The following is a 26,065-nucleotide window of genomic DNA, read 5'->3' as shown; positions in this document are numbered from 1 at the left end:
ACGCTACGCGTCGATCAGCGCCGCGGGGCGGCGGAGACGGCATGCGCCACCTCGGAGATCTGATCCGGGCCTACCCGGCAGCATCCGCCGACGAGGCGGGCGCCGCCGACCACCCACTCCCCCGCCGACTGCGAGATGCGGCCGGCTTCGCCCGACCAGCGGCGCTCGTCCGCGTTCCAGCGTTCACCGCTGTTGGGGTAGGCGACGCCGGGCTTGCCCGTGCCCGCACGGAGCAGGGCGAGGGCGCCTCCGACCTCGGATACGTCGCAGCAGTTGACGCCGACGGCGATGACCTCAGGAGTGGCCCCGGCGATGGCCGCGGCTTCCGCCAGCGACTCGCCCGAGCGCAGCGCGCCGTCGGCGACCGTCACGCTGATCCACGCGGGGACCCCGATCCCCTCGAGCTCGAGGCAGACGGCCTCCAGCTCGGCGAGCGATGGAAGCGTCTCGACCGCCAGGGCATCGGGCGCGGCGGCGGCGAGGGCCCGGATGCGGGGGCGATGCCACAGGCGCAGCTGGTCGACATCCAGTCCGTAGTCGCCGGTGTACTCGCTGCCGTCCGCCAGCGAGGCCCCGTACGGCCCGACGGATGCCGCGACCCAGGCCTCATCGGCGGAGAGGCCGGCCTCCTCCCGCGCCTCGCGCGCGAGCCGCACGCTCGAGGCCAGCAGGGCGTCCACCGCAGCGCTGCCGAGTCCTTCTGCGGCGAGCGCCTCGTAGCTCACCTGGTACGAAGACGTGATGGCGACCCTGGCGCCGGCGGCGAAGTACTCGACGTGCGCCCGGCGGAGCTCCGTCGGCGCCTCCAGCAGCAGGCGAGCCGACCACAGCGACGACGACAGGTCATGGCCCTGTGCCTCGAGCAGCGTGCCGAGACCCCCGTCGAGCACGATCGGGCCGGCCGCGAGGGCATCGGTGAAGGCTGTCACGCCGTCAGTCTAGGCAGGGGACGGATGCCTCCGCCGAGCACCCGCGGTGTCGGTGGCCAGCGGCAGAATCGGGCACAGAAGGGAGCTTCCATGCTCAGAGGACTCACGACCATCACCTACTCCGCCGACGACGTCGAGGCCGCAGCCGACTGGTATCAGAAGGTGCTCGGCATCGAGCCGTACTTCCGGAAGGAGTTCGGGGGCGCGACGGCCTACGTGGAGTTCCGCATCGGCGACTACTCGCACGAGCTCGGCCTCCTCGACCGGCGCTACGTCGGGCCCACACCCAGCGAGCAGGGCGGGACGGTCGCCTACTGGGCGGTCGACGATGTACACGCCGCCTACGAGCGCCTGCTCGAGCTGGGCGCCACCCCGCACGTGCCGGTCACGGAACAGGGCCCGGGATTCGTCACCGGATCGGTCTACGATCCCTTCGGAAACGTGCTCGGGGTGATGTTCAACCAGCACTACCTCGACGTCCTGAGTGAGCGGACGAGCTGACGCGGCCACCGCTCAGGCCGCGACCGCCTGCCGCTCCGCCACGATGGCGGCGACCGCGGCCCGTCCCGCGCGATTCGCCCCGATCGTCGACTGTGACGGGCCGTAGCCGATCAGGTGCAGCCGAGGCTCGTCGATCGCCATGGTCCCGTCGACGCGGATGCCACCCGCCGGGGTGCGCAGTCCGAGCGGGGCCAGGTGGTCGAGGGCGGGGCGGAATCCCGTCGCCCACAGGATCACGTCGGCCGCCAGGAACGAGCCGTCCGGCATCCGCACGCCGTCGGGCTCGATGGCGGTGAACATCGGATGCCGCACCAGCACGCCCCGCTCCTGGGCTGCCCGCGCCCATGGGGTCCAGTGCATGCCGGTCACCGAGATCACGCTGCCCGGCGGCAGGCCCTGGCGCACCCGCTCCTCGACGCCTGCGAGCGCTGCGATCCGCGCCGGGATGTCGAAGTCCTCCTCGACCCACTGCGGCTCTCGTCGCGTCATCCAGAGAGTCTCCGCCACCCGGGAGATCTCATCGAGGAGCTGCAGCGCGGAAACGCCGGCGCCCACGATGATCACCCGCTTGCCCGCGAACTCCTCGGCCGACACGTAGTCGGCCGTGTGGAGCTGCCGACCCTGGAACAGGTCCCGGCCCGGGTAGTGGGGCCAGAACGGGCGGGACCACGTGCCGGTGGCATTGACGACGTGCCGAGCGGACCATGCCCCGTTCTCCGTCTCGATCCGCAGACGCTCTCCGTCCCCGGTGCGTCGCACCGCGCGCACCTTCACGGGCCGCCGGACCGCGAGATCGAACCGCCGCTCGTACTCGTCGAAGTACGACGGAAGGATGTCGCGGCTCGGGGCGCGCGGATCCGCGGGCGGCACCTCGAAGCCCGGCAGCTCGTGGATGCCGTTCACCGTGCCCATCCGCAGCGATTCCCAGCGGTGCTGCCACGCTCCGCCGGGCGTGGCGTCAGCGTCGAGCACCACGAAAGTCCCTGAACCGACCGCCCGGTCCACCGGTGTGAAGCCGCGCCGCCGCAGGTGGTACGCCGCGGAGAGGCCCGCCTGCCCCGCACCGATGACGACGACGTCGACATCACGCGGGACTGCGGGAGATTCATCCACGTGAATGAGAACCGCCCGCACCCCTCGCGCATTCCGCCGGTCAGTCCTCGGCGTCGAGGTAGAACCAGCGCCCCGCTCGCCTGGCGAAGCGGCTGCGCTCCTGCTGCACGCCCTGGCCCTCGGGGTCGCGGTAGTGCGCCCGGAACTCCACGACCGCCCGATCGCCGTCATCCACGACGTCCACGATCTCCAGCCCCGTCCATCGGATGCCCGGGTGCAGCTCCACCGTGTCCGGCCGAGTGGATCCGTGCCAGGTGTCCCAAAGGTAGACGGCATCGCCGACCACGAAGGCCGAGTAGCGGGCGCGCATCAGCCGCTCCGCGCTCGGGGCCGGCGCACCGGCGTGCAGGGTGCGACAGCACGCGCCGAAGGCATCCCCGCTGCCACACGGGCATCGCGCCGAGGAGGAGACGGCTGGGAAGGTCCCGCGAGCGGCCTGACCGAACGACATGACCCGATTCTGCCGCGCCTAGGGTGAAAACCATGACCATGACCTATCGCGGCACGACCGCCCTCATCACCGGCGCGAGCTCCGGCCTCGGCGTGGAGTTCGCCACCCGCTTCGCCGAGCGCGGCGCGGATGTGGTGCTGGTCGCGCGCCGCGAGGACCGTCTGCGGCAGCTGGCGATGGCGCTCGAGCGCGACCACAAGGTCGGCGCCACTGTCGTCCCTCTCGACCTCACGACACCGGATGCGGTGCAGGCCGTGCGCGCTGCACTGGCCGGCCGCGGCATCCACACCCTCATCAACAACGCGGGATTCGGCATGCGCGGGGCGTTCGTGAACGAGGATCCGGCGCGCGTCGAGTCACTGCTGCAGCTGAATGTGCTGGCGCTGACGCGGCTCACTCGCGAGTTCCTTCCCGATCTCATCCGCAGGGGGGAAGGCGCGCTGGTCAACATCGCCAGCACTGCGGCCTACCAGCCGCTGCCCAACATGGCGATCTACGGCGCCTCGAAGGCCTACGTCCTGAGCTTCACCGAGGCCATCGCGTACGAGACGCGTGAATCCGGCCTCAGCGTGCTGGCCCTCAGTCCGGGCGCGACGAGCACCGAGTTCTTCGACGTCGTCGGCTCGGAGGACGCCGCCGTCGGGAGATTCCAGAGTTCCGAACAGGTCGTGGCAACAGCCCTGAAGGCGATCGACCGCTCGCACACCCCGCCCAGCATCGTGTCGGGCGTGAGGAACGGAATCCTCGCGAAGGCGGCGGGCATCGTGCCCCGTCGCCTCAGCCTCGCCGCAACGGGCCGGCTCCTCACCTGATCGCGACACCCCGCGCATCCTCTGGCGCACGGCATCGCTCGGCCTGAAAATGGAGCAATGACGGTCACGTGCGACCTGTCGCTGTCGATGGACGGCTATTCGACCGGCTACGACCAGCGGGCCGCGGCCCCGTTCGGCGATGGCGTCGGCGAGGTGCTGCATGAGTGGATGTTCGAGCACGGCCGAGAGAGCGCCGACGAAGTCGCCGCGATCCTCGACGCCGGCGCATACATCATGGGCCGCAACATGTTCGGTCCGGTCCGCGGTGAATGGAAGGGCGACTGGCGCGGGTGGTGGGGGGACGAACCGCCGTATCACGCGCCCGTCTACGTCCTGACGCACTTCGCCCGGGAACCTCTCGAGATGGAGGGCGGGACGATATTCCACTTCATCACGGATGGGCCGGAGAAGGCGATGGATGCCGCACGAGCGGCCGCCGGTGAGCGCAGCGTCGCGATCGCCGGCGGCGCCTCCACCATCAACGAGTTCCTGCGGGCCGGGCTGATCGACGAGCTCCGCCTGCATTTCGCGCCTCTCGTGGTCGGCCTCGGCGGTCACGGCATCGTGCGGCTCTTCGACGGCGTCGAGCGGTCGGAGTGGGTCGTCGCATCCGCCCGTTCCACCCCCCACGTGAGCCACGTCACCTACCGCCGCCGCTAGCGGCCGATGGCCCGCCCACCCTTCCGGCTTCCGCTCACCGTCGGCGCGCCGCTATCTCAGCGGCGACCCCACCACGTCGAATCGCGTTCCTCCCATCTCGCCCGAGAGAAGTGGCATCGCCTCCGCGATCGCCGCCTTCACCTCGGAGAGCTCCAGCGAGGCTCGATGCGCCTCGGCCGATCGCCACAGTTCCGCGACGAACACCGTGTCGGGCTGTTCGTCGTTTACGCCGACCTCGTAGAGCAGGCATCCTATCTCGGCCATGGCGGGGTTGCGGCGCGTGAGGATGGCGACGAGTTCGTCGCGCTTGCCGGGGAGCGTGCCGAGGTGGCCGATGTTCGCGAACGTCATGCGGGAAGTGTGGCACGACCCCCCGACAGGGCTCGCGCGTGGGTCGGCTACCCTGAGGACGATGGATATCGACGACCCGAAGCGCCCCTCGTCCACCCGCATCCTGGTCTGGGTGCTCGCGGGAGGGGTGGGCATCTATCTTCTGGCGTCGGGCATCATCGGGATCGTCTCGGGAAACTGACCCGCACCCCTGAGCACCGCCGTAGGCTTTCGCCATGCCGGGGCCACGAGCGAAGCGCAGGGGCCGCACAGCGGGGTCGCCATCGCCCGAGCGCACCCCGCACGTCGCGACGCTCGTCGTGGGTGATGCCGTCACCAAGCTCGATGCCCTCGCGATCGTCGCGTTGACGCTCGACGCGGCGGTTGAGAACGCGGGCACGGCCCGACCGTTCATCCGGCTCTCTCCCAGCGCCTGGGCCGAGATCGAGATCCCCAAGTTCGGCGAGCCGCCCCCACTGGCGATCGACGTGTACTCCTCGTCCGGGCTGGCCGACGCTCGAGCCCAGGCACTCGCGCTCGCGGCAGTGCTTGCGAGCAGCACCGCCTGGGCGGTGACTCCCCGCTTCGACGTCTGAACAGACGCGCGGCACGCCCCCTGAAAGCCCGTCGCACCCCCGTGGCAGGATGAGCACGTGACCGACCGCCTCATGCTCCTCGACACCGCATCGCTGTACTTCCGTGCCTTCTACGGCGTGCCCGACACTGTCAAGGCGGCGGACGGCACCCCGGTCAACGCGGTGCGGGGGCTGCTCGATATCATCACGCGGCTCGTCACCACCTACGAGCCCACTCACCTCATCGCCTGCTGGGACGACGACTGGCGGCCCCAGTGGCGGGTCGACCTCATCCCCACCTACAAGTCGCATCGGGTTGCCGAAGTCGTCGTCGGCGGGCCGGACGTCGAGGAGACTCCCGACCCGCTCGAGGTGCAGATCCCCACCATCCGTGCTGTGCTCGAGGCCCTTCGGATCCCGATCGTCGGCCGCGCTCACCACGAGGCCGACGACATCATCGGCAGCCTCGCGTCGCAGGCCACGCTGCCGGTCGACATCGTCACCGGCGATCGGGATCTCTTCCAGCTGGTGGATGACGCGCGCCAGGTGCGCGTGATCTATACCGCCCGCGGCATGAGCAACCTGGAACTCGTCACCGAGGCGGTCGTCGTCGGCAAGTACGGCGTGCTGCCGAGCCAGTACGCCGACTTCGCCACCCTCCGCGGAGACGCATCGGACGGACTGCCCGGCGTGGCGGGGATCGGCGAGAAGACCGCCGCCACGCTCTTGGCGACGCACGGCGACCTGCCCGGCATCATCGCCGCCGCGGCAGCGGGTGAGGGGATGTCGGCCGGCCTCCAGTCGAAGATCGTCGGCGCCGCGGGGTACCTCCAGGTCGCCCCGACTGTCGTGGCGGTGGTGCGCGATCTCGACCTCGGGGAGATCGACTCCCGGATCACGCGTCCGGATGACACGGCCAGGGCGCAGCTGGGCGCGCTGGCGGACTCGCACAACCTTGCGTCGCCGGTCGAGCGCGTGCTTGCCGCGCTCACCCGCTGAGACTGAGCTGGCTGGAGGAACTCAGCGCCGCGGGAGCCCGAGAGCCTGTCACGTCGTCGCTCGTCGCGCCGCGGCCAAGGCGGACAGCAGGAGCACGGTGTAGGCGACGGCGACGCCGGCCATGATCATCAGCGGCGCGCTCCAGCCGCCGGTGGCCTCGTGCACGGCGCCCAGCAGCGGTGCCCCGAGGGCGCCGATCCCGTATCCCCCGCCCTGCACCAGGGCCGACATGCCGGCGGCTTCGGCGTCGCTTCGTGCGACCCCGACCAGCAGTGTGAAGATCACGACGAACCCGCCGGCGTGCGCCATCGCCCCGAACGCGACCCAGATCACGAAGGCGTCCGGCGCCAGCAGCAGCCCGACGCTGAGCGCGAGCCAGCAGAAGCAGACGACCGCTGCGGGCACCACCGGCGGTGCGAAGCGCGCGAGGATCGGCACCAGGAACGCGCCGACGATGCCCATGCCCTGGAAGATGGAGGCCAGCGCCCCCGCGGCCGCCTGCCCGACGCCGAGCGTGTCGGCGACAAGCGTCGGCAGCCACGTCGACATTCCGTAGTAGCCGAACGTCTGCGCCCCGAACGCGCCCACGAGCAGCCACACCACCGGCCTGCGCAGCATCGTCCGCTCGTGTCGGGCTCCGCGTTCCTTCCGACCTCCGCGCATCCCCAGGGCCGGCATCGGGCCCGTCAGAGAGGCGGCATCGAGGGGGCCGGTGCCTGTCGACACCCGACGAGCCGCTGGGTCGTGCTGTTCCCCGGAATCGCGCGATCCCCAGCCACGGCCCGCGCGCTTCTCGCGCCCCAGATGGACGCCCCAGAGCACCGCACCGGCCAGGGTGACGGCACCCCAGAGCAGCAGCGCCATGTTCCATCCGACGACCGATGCGAGTGGAACGGTGGCAAGTGAGGTGAGCAGCGACCCTGCGTTGAGGGTTGCCGTGTACGCCGCGGTGACCAGCGAGACCCGCTCGGGTGCGACATCCCGCCGGATGATGACCGGGATGACGACGTTGCCGATCGTGATGGAGGCCCCGATGACGAGCGATCCCGCGAGCATCCAGCCGAAGCCCGGCACGGCTCGCACCAGCGTGCCGAGAAGCACTCCAGACAGCGACAGCATGAGGGCGATCTCGGCGCCGGCCCGGCGGATGACGAGGGCGGCGAGCGGCGTCAGCAGCGCGAACATGAGCACCGGCACCGAGGTCAGCAACCCCGCGGTCGCCGCGTTGACGCCGAGATCGTGCTCGATGTCGGCGAGAACCGGTGTCGGCGCCACGATCGGGCCCCGGAGGCTGAGGGCGGCCACCAGCACGCCCGCGATGACGAGCCACGGGACGGCCCCGCGCGCGTGCGGCGCGGGGAGAGAGGTCACCCTCGAAGTCTAGGCACCCCGCCTTTCGCGGCCCGTCTCGGCACGGAGCCCCCGGTCGATGGCGTCGCGCGCCCACGCGTAGTGGTTTCCCCCGCACTCGAGGCAGAACTCGCCGAGGTCCGACCCGCGAGTCCACGGGTACGCCTCGGCGTCGAAAAGCTCCTCGTCGTCATGCGCGGCGACCAGAAGCTGCAGCCGGGCGTGCGAATCCTCGAGCAGGGATGCGACCTCCTCGACGTCGGCGTCCGCCCACCGGTCCCTCAGCGCCACGTTCAGGTCGTCCAGTTCGCGCCAGCTGTACCCCTCGGCGGGAATCGCGGGCGAGCCGCCGGTCATGCCGTCGGCGTACCACTGCTCGAGCAGCAGGTGCCAGGCGTGCAGGTGGGCGAGCACGTCCCGCACGCTGCGGTCGCGCCCCTCCCCGGCGAAGCGGTCATCGATCCGCCCCTCGCCGCGCAGCCGGTTGACCACCCCTCTCAGCAGCACGTATTCGTCCTCGTTCCGGCGCAGCAGCGCATCGCGCCCGTCCGCTGTCACGGCCGCACACCGTCACCGTGCGCCCACGCCAGCAGGCGATCGAGCGGCCACGTGGTGACGATTCGATCCGCAGGGACTCCAGCCCGCTCCGCCCGCTCGGCGCCGTAGTCGATGAGCGACAGCTGACCCGGCGCGTGGGCATCCGAGTCGATCGAGAAAAGGCATCCGATCTCCAGCGCGAGCGCGATCAGCTCGTCCGGCGGATCCTGGCGCTCGGGACGGGAGTTGATCTCGACGGCGACGCCGTTCGCCGCGCAGGCCTCGAACACCGCGCGCGCGTCGAAGGTGGACTGCGGCCTCGTGCCGCGGGCACCTTCGACGAGCCGGCCGGTGACGTGCCCCAGAACGTCGACGTGCGGATCAGACACCGCCGCCACGAGCCGGCGGGTCATCGGGCCGGACTCCATGCGCAGCTGGGAATGCGCCGACGCGACGACGATGTTCAGGCGGTCCAGGAGAGCCGGCTCCTGGTCGAGCGCGCCTTCCTCGAGGATGTCGACCTCGATGCCGGAGAGCAGGGTGAAGCCGTCGCCGGAGAGCCCCGCCACGACGTCGAGCTGTTCGCGCAGCCGCTCGGGCGAGAGTCCGTTCGCCACGCGCAGCCGGGGCGAGTGGTCGGTCAGGGCGAGGTACTCGTGGCCGAGCCTGCGCGCGCTGTCCGCCATGAGCTCGATGGTCGTCGTACCGTCGGACCAGTCGCTGTGCGAGTGCAGGTCGCCGCGCAGCGTGCCGCGGAGCTCGCTCCGGCCGGCGACACCCACCCGCTCGCGCAGGTCGACGAGGTAGTCGGGCACCCTGCCCTCCAGCGCCTGACGGATGACGGCGTAGGTCGAGTCGCCGATGCCCTTCGTGCGCCGCAGCCGGTCGGGGTCCTCGAGCACGTCCGGGGGCAGGGACGCGACGGCGTCGGCCGCCGTACGGAACGCTTTCGACTTGTAGCGGGATGATCGCTCGCGCTCCAGCAGATAGGCGATCTCGTTGAGGGCGTCGATCGGATGCATGGATCCGGCTAGACGCCGACGACGGACGAGCGCTTCACGACCACGGGCGCATCCGCGAGCCGCCTGAGTGCCCAGCCGAGGAGGATGAACAGGATGCCGACGCCGATGGCGAAGGCGGCGACGCCGAACGACACCACCGACGTGAACAGGGATGCGCGAAGGAACGAGGCATTCATCATCGTGTCCCGAATGGGGTCGTCCTGCGCCAGTTGCGCATACGTCTGCCCGCCGGATGCCTCCATCGCGTGCCGCTGGATGATGTCGGCCTGCACATATGCGGTCATCGGACCCTGCACCATCTGGCCCTGGAACGCCATGGCGTCATCCGGGATCGTGATGTTCTCGGCGCGCAGCTGCGTCGAGACGGCCACCCATACGATGATGCCGACGACGACGAGCGCGATCCCACCCAGCATGCCGAGCACGCCGATCACCTTCACCGGTCCGAGGCTGCGGGTGGGCGCCTGCACCGTGTCGGCGGTCGCCGCCGGCACCGCGCCGGGACTTCGGGTTTCCGACATCGCACCTCCTGAGGATCGGCCTGAACGTCTCTCACGCTAGCGCCGTGCGCCGACGTCGCGCCAGGGCAGCGGCTGCCGCGTCAGGCCGCCGCGAAGGACCGGGTCGCCTCGACCCACGAAGAGAGCTTCGATTCGGCCGAGCCGTCGTCGATGGCAGCGGCCGCGGCATCCATGCCCTCCGCAAGGCGCTCCAGGATCGGCCTGTTCACCTGCGCGGCGTCCTGCGAGAGCCGGAAGGCGACGATCCCGGCCGCCGTGTTCAGCAGGACGATGTCGCGGACCGGACCGGACTCCCCCGCGAGCACACGCCGCACGACGTCCGCGTTGTGCGCCGGGGCGCCGCCTCGGAGCGCGTCGATGTCGGAGAACGGGATGCCCAGATCGCGCGGGTCGATGTCGTGCTCGTGCACGTCGCCGCGGCTGACCTCCCACATCCGGCTGTGTCCCGTCGTCGTCAGCTCGTCCAGACCGTCGTCACCGCGGAAGACGAGGGCCGTGGCACCGCGCGTGCGGAAGACCCCCGTGATGAGGGGCACGCGGTCGAGGTGCGCGACCCCCACGGCGTTCGCCTCGGCGCGCGCGGGGTTGCAGAGCGGTCCGAGGAAGTTGAAGACGGTCGGCACGCCCAGCTCGGCCCTCGTCGGGCCGGCATGCCGGAACCCCGGGTGGAAGGCGGAGGCGAAGGCGAACGTGATGCCCGTGCGGTCGAGGGTCTCCGCCACCTGCTGGGGCGAGAGCGACAGGTCGATGCCGAGGGCCGCCAGCACGTCGGAGGACCCGGATGACGAGCTGGCCGCGCGGTTGCCGTGCTTGACGACCGGCACACCGGCCGCTGCGGCGACGATCGCCGACATCGTGGACACGTTCACGGTGCCGAAACGGTCGCCCCCCGTGCCGACGATGTCCAGGACGTTGGGGTCCACCGGCAGCGGAAGAGCCGCCTCGAGGATCGCGTCGCGGAAGCCAACGATCTCATCGACCGTCTCTCCCTTCGCGCGCAGCGCGACGAGGAACCCGGCCAGCTGAGACGGGGTGGCTTCCCCCGCCATCACCCGGCGCATCGCCCACGTCGACTCCCAGACGCTCAGGTCCTCCCGCCGAAGGAGGGATGCCAGGAGATCGGGCCACGTGAGCTGCTCAGCCATGCCTGCGATCCTATCCAGGCATTCCGTCGGCCTGAGCGCACCGCCGGTCCCCCGCGCCGGCTTCGGATGCCCAGCCACTTCACGGGGGTCTCCGAGCTTATCCATATAGTTCGCCGTCGAGAGATCGGGCCAAAACGATACCCCCGTTTGCGAACCCGCGGCTCTGTATCGGCCATAATGGGGAACGTGACGACCTCAGCGACCTATGCCCCTGTGGCACGACAGATCAAGCGGCCCGACCCGGTCGCCGTCGGCACGATCGTGTGGCTCGGCAGTGAAGTCATGTTCTTCGCGGGTCTCTTCGCGATCTACTTCACGCTGCGCAGCACGTCTCCGGAGCTGTGGGCGCAGGAGACCCAGCTGCTGAACATCCCCTACGCCACGGTGAACACCATCATCCTCGTGCTCTCATCCGTGACGTGCCAGATGGGCGTCTTCGCCGCGGAGCGGTTCCAGCCGTATTCGACGCGCAAGCGCGGCTGGCTCGGCTGGGGCATGGTGGAGTGGTTCTTCCTCACCTTCGCGCTCGGCGCCGTCTTCGTGTCGGGCCAGGTCTGGGAGTACGCCCAGCTGGTCGCCGAGGGCATGCCGATCAGCGCCAACTCCTACGCATCGGCCTTCTATCTGACGACGGGCTTCCACGCCCTGCACGTGACAGGCGGCCTGCTCGCCTTCCTGCTCGTCATCGGCCGCGCCTACGCGGTCAAGAACTTCCGGCACAAGGAGGCGACGACCGCGATCGTCGTTTCGTACTACTGGCACTTCGTCGACGTGGTGTGGATCGCGCTGTTCCTCGTCATCTACTTCCTGAAATAGAGAGCGGAGCGGATCCCCCACATGGCACGAGAGAAGAAGCGGCACTCCAACGGACGTCGCAGCCCCCTCGCCGCAGCCGCACTGATCGGCATCGGACTGCTGCTGACCGGCGGCGCCTATGCCGGAGCGACGGCCGCCGTGGCCGCATCCTCCGACCAGCAGAGCGCCGCGAGCACCCTGACCGTCGAGGACGGCAAGAAGCTGTTCCAGGCCAACTGCGCGACGTGCCACGGCCTCGACCTCCAGGGCACGGAGAACGGCCCGTCGCTCTATGGTGCCGGTGCGCTCTCGGTCGAGTTCCAGGTCTCGACGGGGCGGATGCCGCTGGAGCGCCAGTCGCCGCAGGCGCCGGAGAAGCCGCCGCAGTTCACCGAGGAGCAGTCGCTCGCGATGGCGAACTACGTGCAGTCGGTCGCCCCCGGTCCCGGCTTCCCGGATGAGGAGATCATCGACGGCGACGGCGATGTCGCCCGAGGCGCCGAGCTCTTCCGCATCAACTGCGCGATGTGCCACAACGTGGCGGCCGCGGGCGGTGCCCTCACAGAAGGAAAGTACGCGCCGGCTCTGACCGACACGAGCGCGCTGCACATGTACGCGGCCATGGCCACGGGCCCGCAGAACATGCCCGTGTTCAACGACCTGACCCTGACCGCCGAGGACAAGCGCGACATCATCTCGTCGCTGCTCTGGCTGCAGGACAACCCATCGCCGGGCGGGTTCAACCTCGGCGCGCTGGGGCCGGTCTCGGAAGGCCTCTTCGCCTGGATCTTCGGCATCGGCGCGCTCGTCGCGCTGACCGTCTGGATCACGGCCAAGTCCAACTGACGACGCATTCATTTCACGAAGAGGACGCACGAGGAGAGCAATGGCACACGAGGACGAGGCGCAGCTCGACAGGGCGTACAAGCCCTCGGCGGGTCTGGTAGTCGCGACCCCCGACCCCGTGGAGAACCCCGGGCTGCCGGCGCATCGTGCGCGGGTGACCGACCAGGATCCGCGGGCGATGAAGAACGCCGTTCGCACGGTCTACACGCTCTTCTACATCTCGGTCGCCGCCAGCATCTGGGCCATCGCCGCCTACATGATCTTCCCGATCGAAAGCGGGCAGGTCCTTGCGATCCGCGACAACAACCTGTTCATCGGGCTCGGCATCGGCCTCGCGCTCCTGGCCATCGGCATCGCCGGCATCCACTGGTCCAAGGCCATCATGTCCGACAAGGAGCACGTGGAATACCGCCACCCCACGCGGGGTCGGGATTCGACGCGAGCTGCCGCCGTCCAGGCGTTCGCGGACGCCAATGAGGAATCAGGATTCGGCCGCCGCACGGTGATCCGCAATTCGCTCATCGCCGCTCTGGCCGCGTCGGTCCTGCCCGGGATCACCCTGTTCCGCGGACTCGCTCCGCAGAACGAGGACCCGGTAGAGCTCCTCAAAGTCACGATGTGGACCGAGGGCATGCGCCTGGCGCACGACCCCGAGGGCACTCCGATCCGCGCCGCGGACCTCACGCTCGGCTCCGCCGTGCATGTCATCCCCGAGTCCCTGGCCGAACTGAGCCACGAGGAGGGCTACCTCGAGGCCAAGGCGAAGGCCATCGTGCTGCTCATGCGCCTGCTCCCCGAAGACCTCAACGAAACGCCCGAACGGGCCGGCTGGTCGTACGACGGAATCGTGGCCTACTCCAAGGTCTGCACCCACGTCGGATGTCCCGTCGCGCTCTACGAACAGCAGACGCATCACCTGCTGTGCCCCTGCCACCAGTCGCAGTTCGACGTGGCGAACCACGCGGCCGTGATCTTCGGACCGGCCGCCCGACCCCTGCCGCAGCTTCCGATCACCGTGGACGACGAGGGATACCTCATCGCCCAGAGTGACTTCCACGAACCCGTCGGCCCCAGCTTCTGGGAGCGTGAGCGAAATTGAGTACCACACAGGTGACCGCTGAACCGGTCGTCGTCCCCGAGCGCGAAAAGCCGCTCGGCGGCCGCTTCGTCGGTGCCGCATCGAACTACATCGACGAGCGGACGAGCCTCTCCGGGTTCGTCAAGGAGCTCGGCCGCAAGATCTTCCCCGACCACTGGTCGTTCATGCTGGGAGAGATCGCCCTCTGGAGCTTCGTCGTGGTGCTCCTCTCGGGCACCTTCCTGACCTTCTTCTTCCAGGCGTCGATGGTCGAGACGCACTACACCGGCAACTTCGCACCGATGCGAGGCGTCGAGATGTCCGCGGCCCTCCAGTCCTCGCTCGCGATCTCGTTCGACGTGCGAGGCGGGCTTCTGGTCCGCCAGATCCACCACTGGGCGGCGCTGGTGTTCATAGCCGGCATCGGCGTGCACATGCTCCGCGTGTTCTTCACCGGAGCGTTCCGCAAGCCGCGCGAGCTCAACTGGGTGATCGGCTTCATCCTCTTCATCCTGGCGATGGCCGAGGGGTTCACGGGCTACTCGCTCCCCGACGACCTGCTTTCCGGCAACGGCCTGCGCATCATCGACGGGATGGTCAAGGGCATCCCCGTCGTCGGCACGTGGGTGTCGTTCCTCTTCTTCGGAGGTGAGTTCCCGGGCAGTGAGATCGTGGGCCGCCTCTACACGCTGCACATCCTGCTGCTGCCCGCGCTCGTCGTGGCCCTCGTGGGCCTTCACCTCATGCTCATGGTGATCAACAAGCACACCCAGTTCGCGGGCCCCGGTCGCACGAATCAGAACGTCGTCGGCTACCCGATGATGCCCATCTACATGACCAAGATGGGTGGGTTCCTGTTCATCACGTTCGGCGTGATCGTGCTCATCGCATCGCTGTTCACGATCAACCCGATCTGGAACTACGGACCATACGACCCTTCCCCCGTCTCGGCCGGAACGCAGCCCGACTGGTACATCGGCTTCGCCGATGGCGGACTGCGCCTCGTGCCTCCCCATCTCGAGTCGGTGATCCTCGGCTACACCTTCTCGTGGAACATCCTGCTTCCGCTCGGTGTCATCGGCGTCTTCATCGTGCTCGTGATGGTCTACCCCTTCCTGGAGGCGTGGGTCACGGGCGACAAGCGAGAGCACCACATCGCCCAGCGCCCCCGCAATGCGGCCACGCGCACGGCGATCGGCGCCGCCGGTGTGACGTTCTACGCGGTGCTGTGGGCCGCCGCCTCATCGGACATCATCGCGACGCACTTCTGGGTCACGATGGAAGGCGTGATCCACACGCTGCAGGCTCTGCTGATCATCGGTCCGGTGATCGCCTACTTCGTCACGAAGCGCATCTGCATCGCCCTGCAGCGCAAGGACCGCGAGATCGCGCTGCACGGCTTCGAGTCCGGCCGGATCGTCCGCCTCCCCGGCGGCGAGTACATCGAGGTGCACCAGCCCGTCGACGCCTACGAGCGCTGGCGCCTGGTGGATGTGGAGAGCTACGAGCCGCTCATCGTCCGCCCGAACGCCCAGGGCCGCATCCCGTGGTACGAGAACATCCGAGCGTCCCTGTCGCGCTGGTTCTTCGAGGACCGGCTCGCCCCGGTCTCCGCGGCGGAGCTCGAGGCCGCGGTCGCGCACCAGCACCACTCGCTCGATCACATCGCAACGGAAGAGGCAGGCGAGATCCAGGCGGCCCACGAGCGCGCCGGACTCCCCGACGCCGTCGCGCAGGAGGAGGTCAAGGTCACCGAGACCGGCAACCGGCCCTCCAACGTGATGGTGTCCGATGGTGGCGGCGATGACCGCAAGGCCAAGAGGGACAAGAAGCCCTAGCCGGGCGAAAGCAGGACACCGGATGCCCCGGCCCCCGTCATGCGGCGGCCGGGGCATCCGTCGTTCTGGCGGAAATCGCGCGATCACTGACCGACGCGCTGTCGAGGCCCCGGACGCGCCGTTCATAGGCTGAGGAGTATGACTTCCACACTCCCATACGTCGACCCATCCGAGCGCGGCCCGGCCTCCCCGACCACCGGCCCCACCACCCAGCCGGCGGAGTCGACACGAGCCGCCGAGGCCGCGGAGTTCTTCCGCCGTCGGCTGCGCTTCGAGACGGATGCCTCGGACGTGTACGCCGCCCAGCGGGCCGGTGAGGAGTTCGTTCTGCTCGACTCCCGCAGCGCCGAAGCGTGGGCTCAGGGCCACGCCGCCGGCGCGATCCACATGCCCACGCGGGAGATCGCAGACCGCGCACCGGGCGAGTTGCGAGCCGGCGTTCCCGTCGTCGTGTACTGCTGGAGCCCCGGGTGCAACGGCGGCGTGAAGGCGGCGCTGGAGCTCAGCCTCCTGGGGTTCGAGGCGAAGGAGATGATCGGCGGCTTCGAGTACTGGGCTCGTGAGGGCTATCCGGTCGAAGACGGGTCGGGTATCCACCGCCGCGCGGTCGACCCCCTGACGGGCACCCTGAGCGGCTCAGCGGCGTCCTGCGCCTGCTAGGCGAGTTCTTCCTGGAACAGCTCGCCGGCCGCCCCGGCGAACGCCACAGAGCCGCGCGCGCTGTTCGGCCGCCGGTCGTCTTGGAGGGGCGAACGCGCCACGACATCGGCGACGACCGCGGTCACGTTGTCTCTGCTGCCCGTGTCCAGCGCGCCGTGGACGAGCGCCTGCGCCGCCTGTTCGGGATGCCCCCACCGCAGAATGGCCGCGATCTCGTTCTCCGGAAGGTAGTCCGAGACGCCGTCGCTGCACAGCATCCACCGCTCCCCCGCCGTGGCGGCGTGCCGGCTCACCGTCAGACGCGCGGCGTCGGTCGGAGCGCCGCCGAATGACGCGGTGACGAGGTTCCGCCGGGGGTGATGGGCCGCGTCATCCGCGGTGACCAGCCCGGCGTCGACGAGGTCCTGCACGTACGAGTCGTCCCTGGTGCACCGTGTCAGATCGCCGTCCCGCAGCAGATACGCCCGGGAGTCGCCGACGTGCGCCACGAGCAGCTCGTCGCCGTGCAGGAAGATGCCCGTGAAGGTGGTGGCCATGCCGTCAAGAGCGTCGTCGTGCCGCGTGAGGGCGCCGATGTCCCAGTTGGCCATGTCCAGGCGCCGTCGCACCTCTTCGCCGTCGTGAAGGCGCAGGAGGCCGCCGGCGACGAAGCGATGCACCAGAACCGCCGAGGCGACGTCACCGGCCGGGCCACCGCCCACGCCGTCGGCGACGCCGACGGCGGACGGAGCGATGAACGCCGAGTCCTGATTGGACCGGCGGTATCGTCCCGTGTCGGAGACGACCGCCGCCTCGAAGCTGAGCGATATCAGCGTGCGAAGTATCCGCGGTAGTACTCGTACACCCAGCCCACGATTGCGACGAGGAAGATGGCGAAGCCGATCGGCAGGAGCCAGGTCCCCACGGCGAGGCCGGTCATGGCCACCCCGGCGGCGAAGGCGAGCACGATGGGCCACCACGACCACGGGCTGAACTCGCCGAGTTCCGGGTCACCGTCGTCGATGTCCGCGGTCAGGTTGTCTTCGGGGAGCTCACCGCCCTGCGCCTTGTGAACCCGACCGAGGTAGAACGCGACGAGCACGGCCATCAACGCCGCGAAGAAGAGCGCAACGGTGCCGACCCACTCGATCTGGTTGACGAGCGGCGCCTCGGGCTGCACCAGGATGTTCCACACCGTGTAGACGGCCCCGACGAGCCCGAAGAACCCGGCGAGAAGCCACCAGAGGTTGGTATTGGAGCGCACGCTACTTCACCCTCTCCTGGTCGAGATCCACAACCGGAGCATCGGGGGCGTCCTTCGCGGGTCCGACGCCGACGGGCAGGCCCGCTTCCGGGTGGTTGAGGTCGAACGCGGGGCGCTCGCTGCGGATGCGCGGGATCGAGGTGAAGTTGTGCCGCGGCGGAGGGCACGACGTCGCCCACTCGAGCGACGCGCCATAGCCCCAGGGGTCGTTCACCGTGACCCGAGGCGCCTTGCGGGCCGTCAGCCACACGTTGAGCAGGAACGGCAGCATGGACAGGCCGAGGAGCATCGCGCCGACAGTGGAGACCTGGTTGCCCCACGTGAACCCGTCCTGGTCGGAGTAGTCGGCGTACCGACGCGGCATGCCGTCCACCCCCAGCCAGTGCTGGATCAGGAAGGTCATGTGGAACCCGATGAACAGCATCCAGAAGTGCACCACCGCCAGGCGCTCGTTCAGCATCCGCCCCGTCCACTTCGGCCACCAGAAGTAGAAGCCGGCGAACATTGCGAACACCACTGTGCCGAACACGACATAGTGGAAGTGCGCGACCACGAAGTACGAGTCGGAGAGGTGGAAGTCGAGCGGCGGCGACGCCAGGATGATACCGGTCAGTCCGCCGAACACGAACGAGATCAGGAAGCCGAGAGCGAAGAGCATCGGGGATTCGAAGGTCACCGATCCCCGCCACATGGTGCCGATCCAGTTGAAGATCTTCACCCCGGTGGGCACCGCGATCAGCATGGTCATCAGGGCGAAGAACGGCAGCAGCACGGCTCCGGTGACGTACATGTGGTGCGCCCAGACCGCCACCGACAGCGCTGCGATCGCGATCGTGGCGTAGACGAGGGTCTTGTACCCGAAGATCGGCTTCCGGGAGAACACCGGCAGCACCTCGGAGATGATGCCGAAGAACGGCAGCGCGATGATGTACACCTCGGGGTGCCCGAAGAACCAGAACAGGTGCTGCCACAGCAGCACACCACCGTTCAGCGGGTCGTAGATGTGTGCTCCCAGCACCCGGTCCGCGGCGGCGGCGAGGATGGCGGCCGCGAGCACCGGGAACGCCATCAGCACGAGCAGGCTCGTGACCAGCGTGTTCCAGGAGAAGATCGGCATCCGCCACATCGTCATGCCCGGGGCCCGCATCGTGATGATCGTCGTGACGAAGTTCACCGCACCGAGGATCGTGCCGAAACCGCTCATGCCGAGGCCGAGCATCCACAGATTGCCGCCGACACCTGGCGAGAAGGTCTGACTCGCCAACGGCTGGTACGCGAACCATCCGAAGGATGCCGCTCCATCCGGAGACAGGAAGCCGGAGACCGCGATGGTCGAGCCGAACAGGAACAGCCAGAACGCGAAGGCGTTCAGCCGGGGGAACGCGACGTCCGGTGCGCCCAGCTGGAGCGGAAGGATGGCGTTGGCGAAGCCGGCGAACAGCGGCGTCGCGAACATCAGCAGCATGATCGTGCCGTGCATCGTGAACAGCTGGTTGTACTGGTCCTTCGTCGGCACCACCTGCATGCCGGGGGCGAAGAGCTCGGCGCGGATGATCAGCGCCATGACGCCGCCGAGCATGAAGAACAGCACCGACGCGATCAGGTACATGTACCCGATCGTCTTGTGGTCAGTGGAGGTGATCCACTTGACGACGATGTTGCCCTTCTGCTCAACGCGTGAGGCGCTGAGGAGAGCCGCCTGCCGCGGAGGCATGGTCGTCGGGCGCACGGGCGCGCCTTCCTGCAGCGGAAGAGTCGTCGCCATGATCAGTCATCCTCCAGTTGGTCTTCGGACTCGGCGCCGGTGCCGGGATAGTTGCCCAGACGGTCGTACTCGTCGTTGATCGAGCCCGTGTTGCCCTCTTCGCGCAGCGTGTCGAGGTAGTCCTCGTACTCGCCCTCGCTGACGACCTCGACGTTGAAGAGCATGGCCGAGTGGTACTCGCCGCACAGTTCGGCGCACTTCCCGGCGTACGTGCCCTCGCGGGTCGGCGTGAACGACCAGTAGTTGTCGCGCCCGATGTACATGTCCTTCTTGTAGAGGAAGTCGATGATCCAGAAGGAGTGGATGACGTCGCGGGACTGCAGCAGGATCTTCACCGACTTGTCGACGGGAAGCACGAGCGTCGGGAGCTCGGCCTGGTCGATCTTGCCGTTGGCGTCCGGCACGGCCTGGACGCCCTGCGTCCAGACGGCGTCGGAGCCGTCTTCCTCTTCGCCGTTGTACTGGAAGTCCCACGCCCACTGCTTGCCGATCGCGATGATCGACACATCGGGGTCTTCGTACTGCGTCTCGAGGATCGTCTGGTCGCGCGCAGTGAAAGCGAAGAAGCCCAGCACGAGGATGAGCGGCACGACGGTGTAGAAGATCTCGATGGGCATGTTGTAGCGCAGCTGCACCGGCAGGCCGACCTGACCCCTGCGCCGACGGTAGGCGATCATCGCCCACAGCATCAGGCCCCACGTCACCGCCCCCACGATCAGCAGCACGATCCACGAGTTGACCCACAGGCCCGACACCATCTCGGTGCGGTTCGTGGCCGGCTGTCCGCTCTCCTCGAAACCGGGAAGGTAGCCGTTGAGCTCCTGCGTCGTGCACCCTGCGAGGGCGATGGCCGCAGCGATCCCGACGGGGATGGCGGCCCAGCGGAGGCGACGTTTCGGGGGCACGATGCACCTTTCGGGACGCGGATGGGACTCTCGCAAGTCTAGGGCAACCTCACACCGGATTCGGGCCAGGCGCCCAGGTTCCGGAGCAGCTGGAGCCGTCATCGAGAGGGCCCCGCGAGCCTCTGGAAGCGCTCGGGGACCGGGGTGCGGCATCGGTCAGTGGAAGCTGTCGCCGCAGGCGCAGCTGCCGGCCGCATTGGGGTTGTCGATCGTGAAGCCCTGCTCCGAGATCGTGTCCTTGAAGTCGATCGCCGCACCGTCGAGGTACGGGACGCTCATGTTGTCGACGATGACCTCGACGCCGTCGAAGTCGACCGTCTCATCGCCATCCAGGTACCGCTCGTCGAAGTACAGCTGGTAGATCAGGCCGGAGCATCCGCCGGGCTGGACGGCAACGCGAAGACGGAGGTCGTCGCGGCCCTCCTGCTCGAGCAGGCTCTTCACCTTGGCGGCCGCCGCGTCGGTGAGGCTGACGCCGTGAGCGCGCGTGGTCTCGTCGACGGCAAGGGTCGTGTCGGTCATGACTCTCCTCGGGGTCCGGGCCACGGTGCGGCCGTTCATCTGATTCTACCGCGCGCCTTCGGCGCCCGGCGCTCTACGGCGCGGTTCGCGCGTTGAGGCGCGCGAGCAGCAGCGCCTCGGTGAGCACGGCGTGCCGGAACGTGTCGAGGTGCAGCGACTCGTTGGGGCTGTGCGCCCGCGACTGCGGGTCCTCCACCCCGGTGACCAGGATCTGGGCGCCGGGGAACTCGCGGACCAGGTCGGCGATGAACGGGATCGATCCGCCGACGCCGACATCCACCGGATCCACCCCGTAGCCATCGCGCATCGCGTCGTGCGCGGCATCCACCGCCCACCCGCTGGTGTCGACGAGGAAGCCGTCCCCGCAGTCCACGTCGCTGAAGGTGAGTTCGGCTCCGAACGGGGCATGCGCGCGCAGGTGCGCCTCGAGCGCCGCGTACGCCTGCTCCGCATCCTGACCAGGCGCCACGCGGGCGCTGACCACCACGGAGATCTGGGGAGCGAGAGTGTTGGATGCCGCCGCCACAGTGGTGTGGTCGATGCCGGTGACGGTGATCGAGGGCTTGTTCCAGATGCGGCTGAGGATCGTCCCCGTGCCGATCGGGCTCACGCCGGGGAGCAGGCCGGCCTCGTCGCGGAGGGTCTGCTCGGTGTACTCGGGGGTCTCCGCGTCCCGCGTCGTCATGCCTTCGACCGCCACCGCCCCTTCGTCGTCCCACAGCGTGGCGAGAAGCTTGATCGTCGCGAGCATGGCATCCGGCACCGCTCCCCCGAACATCCCGGAGTGCGACGCGTGGTCGAGCGTGCGGACAGTGAGAGTGAAGCGCGCGTTGCCTCGAAGGGTGACGGTCAGGGCCGGCGTCTCGGAATCCCAGTTGCCCGAGTCCGCGACCACGATGACATCGGAGCGGAGCGCGTCGCGGTTGTCTGCGAGGAACTGCCCGAACGAGCGGGACCCGTACTCCTCTTCGCCCTCGATGAACATCGCGATGCCGAGGTCGAGGTCATCCCCCGCGACTTCCCGGATCGCTCGCAGCGATGCGATGTGCGCCATGATGCCGGCCTTGTCATCCGCGGCGCCGCGGCCGTAGAGGCGGCCCCCCCGAACGGTCGGCTCGAACGGCGGCGACTCCCACAGCGCGTCGTCCCCGGTCGGCTGGACGTCGTGGTGCGCATAGAGCAGCACGGTCGGGCGGCCGTTCCGCGCCGCCCGGGTCGCGAGCACCGCCGGCCGGCCCCGTTCGTCCGTGCCGGGGATCGCGGCGTCGAGCACCCGGACGCTGTCGAAGACGCCGGTGCCCTCCGCGAGGGCCGCGACCGCCTCGGCGCTCCGGCTCACATGGCTCTGCTCGAAGGCGGGCCACGCGATGGACGGGATGCGCACCAGCGCACCCAGATCGGCGAGCGCGGTCGGGATGCCGGCGGTCGCCGCTTCGCGCACCGCACCCTCGATCGCGGGTTGAGCGTTCTCTGAGTGCTGCACTGAAGTCATGCGAGTAATCTTAAGGGGCTTCCCTATCGAGACTCAGAGGTTCCGCCGTGGCCAAGACACCAGCTGCCGTCCCCGCAGACGAGTACGCCGACACGAGTGGCGGCGGCAAGGGCCGCGCGACGCCGACCCGTGCCGAGCAGGAGGCCGCGCGAAAGCGCCCCCTCGTCGCCGACACCAAGGAGGCGAAGTCGCGAGCACGCGCAGAGCTGGCCGCGTCCCGTGACAAGGCGCGCCTGGGCATGGCCGCCGGCGACGAGCGGTACCTGCCCGCGCGCGACAAGGGCCCGCAGCGCAAGTACGTGCGTGACTTCGTGGACTCCGGGTGGCACCTCGGCGAGTTCGTCATGCCGATGATGGTGCTCGTGATCATCGCCACGTTCATCCCGGTGGCGTTCTTCCAGTACTGGTCCTTCGTCGGCCTCTGGATCTTCATCCTCTTCGTCGTCGGCGACATGATCATCCTGTCGATGCGGGTCAAGAAGAAGATCGGCGACAAGTTCGGCGCCGATCGGCGCGAGAAGGGGCTCGGCTGGTACGCCGCCATGCGGTCGATGCAGATGCGCTTCATGCGCCTCCCGAAGCCCCAGGTCAAGCGCGGCCAGCACCCCGCGTAGGCGGCGCCTGCTCTTGCCGCGGCGCGCGCGACCCCTCACTCGACGCACACTGCGGGTGCAAGGGGGTGACACCCACAGAACGCGCCGAGCGAGCACACGTCCTGTCGCTCACTCGGCGCGAAGTGCGGGTACGCGGCAGCGACACCCACACGTAGCGACCAGTGAGGAAACCACGCTGCACCTGCCTCGGCGCAAAGTGCGGGTGCGCGCGGGCAACACCCTCACTTAGCGACGAGCGAGGGCGGGCGTCAGCGCGCGATGGATGCCGCGGCGAGACCGCGGTTGATCTGCCGCGCCCAGAGCGGTCCCCGGTACAGGAACGCTGTGTAGCCCTGCACGAGGGTGGCACCGGCATCCAGGCGCTCTCGCACGTCGGCCGCCGTCTCCACCCCTCCGACCGAGATGACGCAGAAGTCCTCGGGAACCGCCGCGCGGACGATCCGCAGCACCTCGAGCGCCCGTCCCCTCAGCGGAGCTCCGGAGAGCCCTCCCGCTCCGGCGGCCGCCACGACGTCCGGATCGGTCAGCAGGCCCTCGCGGGAGATCGTGGTGTTCGTCGCGATGAGTCCGGCGAGGCCGAGCTGCACGGCGAGGCGGGCGATGGCTTCGACCTCCTCGTCCGGGAGGTCCGGCGCGATCTTGACCAGCATCGGCGTGGAGCCGGCGGCGTCCCGGACCGCCTCGAGCAGCGGGGCGAGCGTCTCAACGGCCTGCAGACCCCGCAGTCCCGGGGTGTTCGGCGAGGACACGTTGACGGCGAGGTAGTCCGCGAGCGGGGCCAGCAGCCGGGCGCTGCGGACGTAGTCGGCGGTCGCATCCTCGACATCCACCACCCGGCTCTTGCCGATGTTGACGCCGACGATCGTGCGCGGGCGACGGCGTCGCAGTCTCCGCAGGCGCGGCGCGGCCGCCTCGGCGCCCCGGTTGTTGAACCCCATGCGGTTGATGACGGCGCGGTCCTGCACGAGCCGGAAGAGGCGTGGCCGGGGGTTCCCCTCCTGCGCGATCGCCGTGACGGTGCCGACCTCGACATGACCGAAACCCAGGGCGCCCAGTCCCCGAACGCCGAGCACGTTCTTGTCGAAGCCCGCGGCCACGCCGAACGGCGAGTCGAAGGTCAGCCCGAGCGCGGAGGTCGTCAGCGAGGGCGAGGGCTTCGCCAGCGCGCGCGTGATCGGCGCGAAGGGCCACACGCCGAGCACCCGGATCACCGCCATGCCCGCATGGTGGGCGAACTCCGGGTCCAGGCGGGACAGAACGGTGCGGAAGAAGAAGGGATACATCAAATCCAGGCTACCGGCGCCACCAGCCGGCACCGGCTGCGGCACCGGTTGCGGCACCGGCTCCAGCACCGCCTCGGTCAGCCTCCACGGCCGGGCACACGCTCATCGACCGGGCATGCCCCGGTCAGTGAGGAGCCCTGCCCCAGCGGGCACATTCCCACCCGAATGGGCGCGCCGCGGACGCGCGCGCTACCCGCTCGAACGGAACATGCCCGGTCCATGCCTCCGGGACCGCTCAGGCGTGGTCGGCGCGCAGGTCCCGGATCGACGCCTCGAAGTCTTCGAGCGACTCGAAGGCCTGGTAGACGCTCGCGAACCGGAGGTAGGCGACCTCGTCGAGCTCGCGGAGGGGCCCGAGGATCGCGAGCCCGATCTCGTTCGTGTCGACCTGCGAGGATCCGGTCTGGCGCACCGCCTCTTCGACCTTCTGGGCGAGGACGGCGAGATCGGCCTCGGTGACGGGCCGCCCCTGACAGGCCTTTCGCACGCCCGACATGACCTTCTCGCGGCTGAACGGCTCGATGACGCCGGAGCGCTTGATGACGTTGAGATGCGCCGTCTCGATGGTCGAGAATCGCCCACCGCACTCCGGGCACTGCCGGCGGCGGCGGATCGAGAGACCGTCATCGCTCGTGCGGGAGTCGATGACACGCGAGTCGGGATGGCGGCAGAAGGGGCAGTGCATGGCCAGGACAGACTACGCCATCCGCCTTTGCGAGAGACGGCGTCGTCGCCCGCATCGCCTCCACGGCGGGCGCGGCCCTCGCCTGTCGACTACTCGGCGAATCGGGCCGCCACGGCCTCCCCGTGCGCGGGGAGGGCCTCCGCCTCGGCGAGGGCGACGATGCCGTCGCTGACCTGACGAAGCGCCTCGCGGTCGTACTCGATGACCTGTTGCGGGCGCAGGAAGGTGAAGGCCCCGAGCCCGGAGGCGTACCGCGCCTGTCCGCCGGTCGGCAGCACGTGGTTGCTGCCCGCGAGGTAGTCGCCGAGGCTGACGGGCGAATCCCGGCCGACGAAGACGGCCCCCGCATTGACGTAGGCGGATGCGGAGGCCGCGGCATCCCGGATGTGCAGCTCGAGGTGCTCCGGCGCATAGGCGTTGCTGAACGCGGCGGCGGCCTCGAGGTCGTCGACGAGCACGATCGCGGACTGCGGACCCGCAAGGGCGACACCCACGCGCTCGCTGTGGCGAGTGGATGCCGCGAACAGCTCGACCTCCTCGGCCACGAGCCCCGCGAGCCGGGGCGATGTCGTCACGAGCACGGCGGACGCCTGTTCGTCGTGCTCCGCCTGGCTCACGAGGTCGACGGCGACGAGGCGCGCATCCGCCGAATCGTCCGCGACGATCAGGATCTCGGTCGCGCCCGCCTCGGAGTCCGTTCCGACGACGCCCGCGACCGCGCGCTTCGCCGCGGCGACGAAGTTGTTACCAGGACCGCTCACCACATCCACCGGTTCGAGACCGAGCGATGCCACCCCGTGCGCGAGCGCGCCGATCGCGCCGGCACCGCCCATGGCGTAGACCTCGTCCACACCGAGCAGCCCGGCGGCGGCGAGGATCGTCGGGTGCACGCGTCCGTCGTCGGAGCGCTGAGCGGGCGACGCGAGCGCGACACTCGACACCCCGGCGACCTGCGCGGGCACGACGTTCATCACGACGCTCGAGGGGTACACCGCCTTGCCGCCCGGAACGTAGACCCCGACCCGCGAGACCGGCTGCCAGCGCTGGGTTACGGATGCGCCGGGCGCGAGCTGTGTCGTGGATGCCGCCGGCACCTGCGCCGCGGAGGCGACGCGCACCCGCCGGATGGCCTCGTCGAGCGCTGCGCGCACCGCGGGTTCGAGCCCGGCGACCGCTTCGTCGATGTGATCCTGGGGTACGCGCAAGGCGTGGCCGGTCACCCCGTCGAATCGCTCGGCCTGCTCGCGCAGCGACTCCTCGCCACGGATCCGCACGTCCTCGACGATCTCGGAGGCCGTGGCGACCGCGGTCGCGCGTGCCGCCGTCGCCCTCGGCACGGCGGCGAGAAGTTCCGCGGTCGAGAGTGTGCGACCGCGGAGATCGATGGTCCTCAT

29 protein-coding genes and 1 pseudogene are annotated in these 26,065 nt (G+C 69.4%); 11 read left to right on the top strand and 19 right to left on the bottom strand.

All coding sequences use genetic code 11. From position 1 onward, the window contains the following. Positions 1 to 14 precede the first annotated feature (14 nt). Positions 15 to 929, bottom strand: a complete 915-nt coding sequence (gene mmuM, locus ACLQ2Q_RS03550; RefSeq protein WP_425817995.1) for a homocysteine S-methyltransferase — start codon at positions 927 to 929, stop codon at positions 15 to 17. Positions 930 to 1,019: 90 nt separating this feature from the next. On the opposite strand from mmuM, the gene ACLQ2Q_RS03545 reads away from it, so the two are divergent. Further along, positions 1,020 to 1,430 (top strand): VOC family protein, encoded by a 411-nt coding sequence (locus ACLQ2Q_RS03545; RefSeq protein ID WP_425817993.1) that lies wholly within the window; start codon positions 1,020 to 1,022, stop codon positions 1,428 to 1,430. A 12-nt stretch (positions 1,431 to 1,442) separates the two neighbouring features. Here ACLQ2Q_RS03545 and ACLQ2Q_RS03540 read toward each other — a convergent pair whose 3' ends face one another. From ACLQ2Q_RS03540 to ACLQ2Q_RS03530, 3 genes and pseudogenes are all read right to left on the bottom strand, one after another. Further along, positions 1,443 to 2,543, bottom strand: coding sequence for an NAD(P)-binding domain-containing protein (locus tag ACLQ2Q_RS03540; protein ID WP_425817991.1), 1,101 nt, complete (start codon positions 2,541 to 2,543; stop codon positions 1,443 to 1,445). 40 nt (positions 2,544 to 2,583) lie between these two features. Further along, on the bottom strand, positions 2,584 to 2,853 hold the full coding sequence (locus ACLQ2Q_RS03535) for a YchJ family protein (RefSeq protein ID WP_425818617.1): 270 nt from the start codon (positions 2,851 to 2,853) through the stop codon (positions 2,584 to 2,586). Between the two features lie 45 nt (positions 2,854 to 2,898). Then, positions 2,899 to 2,994 (bottom strand): annotated as a pseudogene (locus ACLQ2Q_RS03530) (SEC-C metal-binding domain-containing protein); the annotation flags it as partial. A gap of 32 nt (positions 2,995 to 3,026) precedes the next feature. Here ACLQ2Q_RS03530 and ACLQ2Q_RS03525 point away from each other — a divergent pair. After that, positions 3,027 to 3,806, top strand: coding sequence for an SDR family NAD(P)-dependent oxidoreductase (locus ACLQ2Q_RS03525; RefSeq protein ID WP_425817989.1), 780 nt, complete (start codon positions 3,027 to 3,029; stop codon positions 3,804 to 3,806). A gap of 57 nt (positions 3,807 to 3,863) precedes the next feature. Next, the gene (locus ACLQ2Q_RS03520; RefSeq protein WP_425817987.1) at positions 3,864 to 4,466 is read left to right on the top strand and encodes a dihydrofolate reductase family protein; all 603 of its coding nucleotides are present in this window, start codon (positions 3,864 to 3,866) and stop codon (positions 4,464 to 4,466) included. A 51-nt stretch (positions 4,467 to 4,517) separates the two neighbouring features. Here ACLQ2Q_RS03520 and ACLQ2Q_RS03515 read toward each other — a convergent pair whose 3' ends face one another. Continuing rightward, a complete protein-coding gene (locus tag ACLQ2Q_RS03515; RefSeq protein ID WP_425817985.1) occupies positions 4,518 to 4,817 on the bottom strand; it encodes a putative quinol monooxygenase in 300 nt (99 codons plus the stop codon). A gap of 215 nt (positions 4,818 to 5,032) precedes the next feature. Here ACLQ2Q_RS03515 and ACLQ2Q_RS03510 point away from each other — a divergent pair, with 215 nt between their 5' ends. Both ACLQ2Q_RS03510 and ACLQ2Q_RS03505 read left to right on the top strand, forming a co-directional pair. Further along, entirely contained in the window at positions 5,033 to 5,392 is a 360-nt protein-coding gene (locus ACLQ2Q_RS03510) for a hypothetical protein (protein ID WP_425817983.1), read from the top strand. Positions 5,393 to 5,449: 57 nt separating this feature from the next. Next, positions 5,450 to 6,370 carry a 5'-3' exonuclease gene (locus ACLQ2Q_RS03505; protein ID WP_425817981.1) on the top strand — a complete coding sequence of 307 codons (921 nt, stop codon included), beginning with the start codon at positions 5,450 to 5,452 and terminating at the stop codon, positions 6,368 to 6,370. 48 nt (positions 6,371 to 6,418) lie between these two features. Here the strand turns inward: ACLQ2Q_RS03505 and ACLQ2Q_RS03500 are convergent, their stop codons facing one another. The 5 genes from ACLQ2Q_RS03500 to trpD form a co-directional block, all read right to left on the bottom strand. Further along, entirely contained in the window at positions 6,419 to 7,741 is a 1,323-nt protein-coding gene (locus tag ACLQ2Q_RS03500) for a CynX/NimT family MFS transporter (protein WP_425817979.1), read from the bottom strand. 9 nt (positions 7,742 to 7,750) lie between these two features. Then, on the bottom strand, positions 7,751 to 8,278 hold the full coding sequence (locus ACLQ2Q_RS03495; RefSeq protein ID WP_425817977.1) for a ClbS/DfsB family four-helix bundle protein: 528 nt from the start codon (positions 8,276 to 8,278) through the stop codon (positions 7,751 to 7,753). Beyond that, complete coding sequence (locus ACLQ2Q_RS03490; RefSeq protein ID WP_425817975.1) at positions 8,275 to 9,279, bottom strand: PHP domain-containing protein; 1,005 nt, start codon at positions 9,277 to 9,279, stop codon at positions 8,275 to 8,277. Before ACLQ2Q_RS03490 ends, ACLQ2Q_RS03495 begins: the two co-directional genes overlap by 4 nt. 8 nt (positions 9,280 to 9,287) lie before the next feature. After that, entirely contained in the window at positions 9,288 to 9,800 is a 513-nt protein-coding gene (locus ACLQ2Q_RS03485; protein ID WP_425817973.1) for an aromatic ring-opening dioxygenase LigA, read from the bottom strand. Positions 9,801 to 9,880: 80 nt separating this feature from the next. Then, positions 9,881 to 10,945, bottom strand: coding sequence for an anthranilate phosphoribosyltransferase (trpD, locus tag ACLQ2Q_RS03480; protein WP_425817971.1), 1,065 nt, complete (start codon positions 10,943 to 10,945; stop codon positions 9,881 to 9,883). Positions 10,946 to 11,122: 177 nt separating this feature from the next. Here trpD and ACLQ2Q_RS03475 point away from each other — a divergent pair, with 177 nt between their 5' ends. From ACLQ2Q_RS03475 to ACLQ2Q_RS03455, 5 genes are all read left to right on the top strand, one after another. After that, entirely contained in the window at positions 11,123 to 11,761 is a 639-nt protein-coding gene (locus ACLQ2Q_RS03475; protein ID WP_425817969.1) for a cytochrome c oxidase subunit 3, read from the top strand. Positions 11,762 to 11,782: 21 nt separating this feature from the next. After that, the gene (locus ACLQ2Q_RS03470; RefSeq protein ID WP_425817966.1) at positions 11,783 to 12,586 is read left to right on the top strand and encodes a c-type cytochrome; all 804 of its coding nucleotides are present in this window, start codon (positions 11,783 to 11,785) and stop codon (positions 12,584 to 12,586) included. A 40-nt stretch (positions 12,587 to 12,626) separates the two neighbouring features. Further along, positions 12,627 to 13,685 carry a Rieske 2Fe-2S domain-containing protein gene (locus ACLQ2Q_RS03465; RefSeq protein WP_425817964.1) on the top strand — a complete coding sequence of 353 codons (1,059 nt, stop codon included), beginning with the start codon at positions 12,627 to 12,629 and terminating at the stop codon, positions 13,683 to 13,685. After that, the gene (locus ACLQ2Q_RS03460) at positions 13,682 to 15,502 is read left to right on the top strand and encodes a cytochrome b (RefSeq protein WP_425817962.1); all 1,821 of its coding nucleotides are present in this window, start codon (positions 13,682 to 13,684) and stop codon (positions 15,500 to 15,502) included. Before ACLQ2Q_RS03465 ends, ACLQ2Q_RS03460 begins: the two co-directional genes overlap by 4 nt. 138 nt (positions 15,503 to 15,640) lie before the next feature. After that, positions 15,641 to 16,162, top strand: a complete 522-nt coding sequence (locus ACLQ2Q_RS03455; protein WP_425817960.1) for a rhodanese-like domain-containing protein — start codon at positions 15,641 to 15,643, stop codon at positions 16,160 to 16,162. Here the strand turns inward: ACLQ2Q_RS03455 and ACLQ2Q_RS03450 are convergent. From ACLQ2Q_RS03450 to ACLQ2Q_RS03425, 6 genes are all read right to left on the bottom strand, one after another. Beyond that, on the bottom strand, positions 16,159 to 16,971 hold the full coding sequence (locus tag ACLQ2Q_RS03450; protein WP_425818615.1) for a PP2C family protein-serine/threonine phosphatase: 813 nt from the start codon (positions 16,969 to 16,971) through the stop codon (positions 16,159 to 16,161). The two genes, ACLQ2Q_RS03455 and ACLQ2Q_RS03450, sit on opposite strands and share 4 nt — an antisense overlap. Continuing rightward, on the bottom strand, positions 16,971 to 17,405 hold the full coding sequence (locus ACLQ2Q_RS03445; RefSeq protein WP_425817958.1) for a cytochrome c oxidase subunit 4: 435 nt from the start codon (positions 17,403 to 17,405) through the stop codon (positions 16,971 to 16,973). Before ACLQ2Q_RS03445 ends, ACLQ2Q_RS03450 begins: the two co-directional genes overlap by 1 nt. A gap of 1 nt (position 17,406) precedes the next feature. Continuing rightward, positions 17,407 to 19,170, bottom strand: a complete 1,764-nt coding sequence (gene ctaD / locus ACLQ2Q_RS03440; protein ID WP_425817956.1) for a cytochrome c oxidase subunit I — start codon at positions 19,168 to 19,170, stop codon at positions 17,407 to 17,409. 2 nt (positions 19,171 to 19,172) lie between these two features. Next, the gene (gene coxB / locus ACLQ2Q_RS03435; protein WP_425817954.1) at positions 19,173 to 20,075 is read right to left on the bottom strand and encodes a cytochrome c oxidase subunit II; all 903 of its coding nucleotides are present in this window, start codon (positions 20,073 to 20,075) and stop codon (positions 19,173 to 19,175) included. A gap of 156 nt (positions 20,076 to 20,231) precedes the next feature. Further along, on the bottom strand, positions 20,232 to 20,597 hold the full coding sequence (gene erpA, locus ACLQ2Q_RS03430) for an iron-sulfur cluster insertion protein ErpA (RefSeq protein ID WP_425817952.1): 366 nt from the start codon (positions 20,595 to 20,597) through the stop codon (positions 20,232 to 20,234). 73 nt (positions 20,598 to 20,670) lie between these two features. After that, complete coding sequence (locus tag ACLQ2Q_RS03425; RefSeq protein WP_425817950.1) at positions 20,671 to 22,089, bottom strand: dipeptidase; 1,419 nt, start codon at positions 22,087 to 22,089, stop codon at positions 20,671 to 20,673. Between the two features lie 47 nt (positions 22,090 to 22,136). On the opposite strand from ACLQ2Q_RS03425, the gene ACLQ2Q_RS03420 reads away from it, so the two are divergent. After that, positions 22,137 to 22,703 (top strand): DUF3043 domain-containing protein, encoded by a 567-nt coding sequence (locus tag ACLQ2Q_RS03420; protein ID WP_425817948.1) that lies wholly within the window; start codon positions 22,137 to 22,139, stop codon positions 22,701 to 22,703. Positions 22,704 to 22,951: 248 nt separating this feature from the next. On the opposite strand, the gene ACLQ2Q_RS03415 is transcribed toward ACLQ2Q_RS03420, so the two are convergent. The 3 genes from ACLQ2Q_RS03415 to hisD form a co-directional block, all read right to left on the bottom strand. Next, a complete protein-coding gene (locus tag ACLQ2Q_RS03415) occupies positions 22,952 to 23,986 on the bottom strand; it encodes a quinone-dependent dihydroorotate dehydrogenase (protein WP_425817946.1) in 1,035 nt (344 codons plus the stop codon). A gap of 235 nt (positions 23,987 to 24,221) precedes the next feature. Continuing rightward, positions 24,222 to 24,671 (bottom strand): transcriptional regulator NrdR, encoded by a 450-nt coding sequence (gene nrdR, locus ACLQ2Q_RS03410; protein WP_425817944.1) that lies wholly within the window; start codon positions 24,669 to 24,671, stop codon positions 24,222 to 24,224. An 89-nt stretch (positions 24,672 to 24,760) separates the two neighbouring features. Continuing rightward, positions 24,761 to 26,065 carry a histidinol dehydrogenase gene (gene hisD / locus ACLQ2Q_RS03405; protein WP_425817942.1) on the bottom strand — a complete coding sequence of 435 codons (1,305 nt, stop codon included), beginning with the start codon at positions 26,063 to 26,065 and terminating at the stop codon, positions 24,761 to 24,763.

It is taken from the genome of Microbacterium sp. DT81.1, from assembly GCF_049844955.1.
Lineage (GTDB): Bacteria > Actinomycetota > Actinomycetes > Actinomycetales > Microbacteriaceae > Microbacterium.
The sequence above is the reverse complement of the archived record's forward strand: the minus strand, read 5'-3'. Positions and strand labels throughout refer to the sequence as shown.

Bases quoted from the DNA above. Each gene is read 5' to 3' on its own strand.
- ctaD (WP_425817956.1), bottom strand. From the start codon at position 19,170: ATGGCGACGACTCTTCCGCTGCAGGAAGGCGCGCCCGTGCGCCCGACG.
- ACLQ2Q_RS03485 (WP_425817973.1), bottom strand. From the start codon at position 9,800: ATGTCGGAAACCCGAAGTCCCGGCGCGGTGCCGGCGGCGACCGCCGAC.
- nrdR (WP_425817944.1), bottom strand. From the start codon at position 24,671: ATGCACTGCCCCTTCTGCCGCCATCCCGACTCGCGTGTCATCGACTCC.
- ACLQ2Q_RS03470 (WP_425817966.1), top strand. From the start codon at position 11,783: ATGGCACGAGAGAAGAAGCGGCACTCCAACGGACGTCGCAGCCCCCTC.
- ACLQ2Q_RS03465 (WP_425817964.1), top strand. From the start codon at position 12,627: ATGGCACACGAGGACGAGGCGCAGCTCGACAGGGCGTACAAGCCCTCG.
- ACLQ2Q_RS03490 (WP_425817975.1), bottom strand. From the start codon at position 9,279: ATGCATCCGATCGACGCCCTCAACGAGATCGCCTATCTGCTGGAGCGC.
- trpD (WP_425817971.1), bottom strand. From the start codon at position 10,945: ATGGCTGAGCAGCTCACGTGGCCCGATCTCCTGGCATCCCTCCTTCGG.
- ACLQ2Q_RS03455 (WP_425817960.1), top strand. From the start codon at position 15,641: ATGACTTCCACACTCCCATACGTCGACCCATCCGAGCGCGGCCCGGCC.
- ACLQ2Q_RS03425 (WP_425817950.1), bottom strand. From the start codon at position 22,089: ATGACTTCAGTGCAGCACTCAGAGAACGCTCAACCCGCGATCGAGGGT.
- ACLQ2Q_RS03520 (WP_425817987.1), top strand. From the start codon at position 3,864: ATGACGGTCACGTGCGACCTGTCGCTGTCGATGGACGGCTATTCGACC.
- ACLQ2Q_RS03515 (WP_425817985.1), bottom strand. From the start codon at position 4,817: ATGACGTTCGCGAACATCGGCCACCTCGGCACGCTCCCCGGCAAGCGC.
- ACLQ2Q_RS03535 (WP_425818617.1), bottom strand. From the start codon at position 2,853: ATGCGCGCCCGCTACTCGGCCTTCGTGGTCGGCGATGCCGTCTACCTT.
- erpA (WP_425817952.1), bottom strand. From the start codon at position 20,597: ATGACCGACACGACCCTTGCCGTCGACGAGACCACGCGCGCTCACGGC.
- hisD (WP_425817942.1), bottom strand. From the start codon at position 26,065: ATGAGGACCATCGATCTCCGCGGTCGCACACTCTCGACCGCGGAACTT.
- ACLQ2Q_RS03510 (WP_425817983.1), top strand. From the start codon at position 5,033: ATGCCGGGGCCACGAGCGAAGCGCAGGGGCCGCACAGCGGGGTCGCCA.
- ACLQ2Q_RS03475 (WP_425817969.1), top strand. From the start codon at position 11,123: ATGGGGAACGTGACGACCTCAGCGACCTATGCCCCTGTGGCACGACAG.
- ACLQ2Q_RS03415 (WP_425817946.1), bottom strand. From the start codon at position 23,986: ATGTATCCCTTCTTCTTCCGCACCGTTCTGTCCCGCCTGGACCCGGAG.
- ACLQ2Q_RS03525 (WP_425817989.1), top strand. From the start codon at position 3,027: ATGACCATGACCTATCGCGGCACGACCGCCCTCATCACCGGCGCGAGC.
- ACLQ2Q_RS03545 (WP_425817993.1), top strand. From the start codon at position 1,020: ATGCTCAGAGGACTCACGACCATCACCTACTCCGCCGACGACGTCGAG.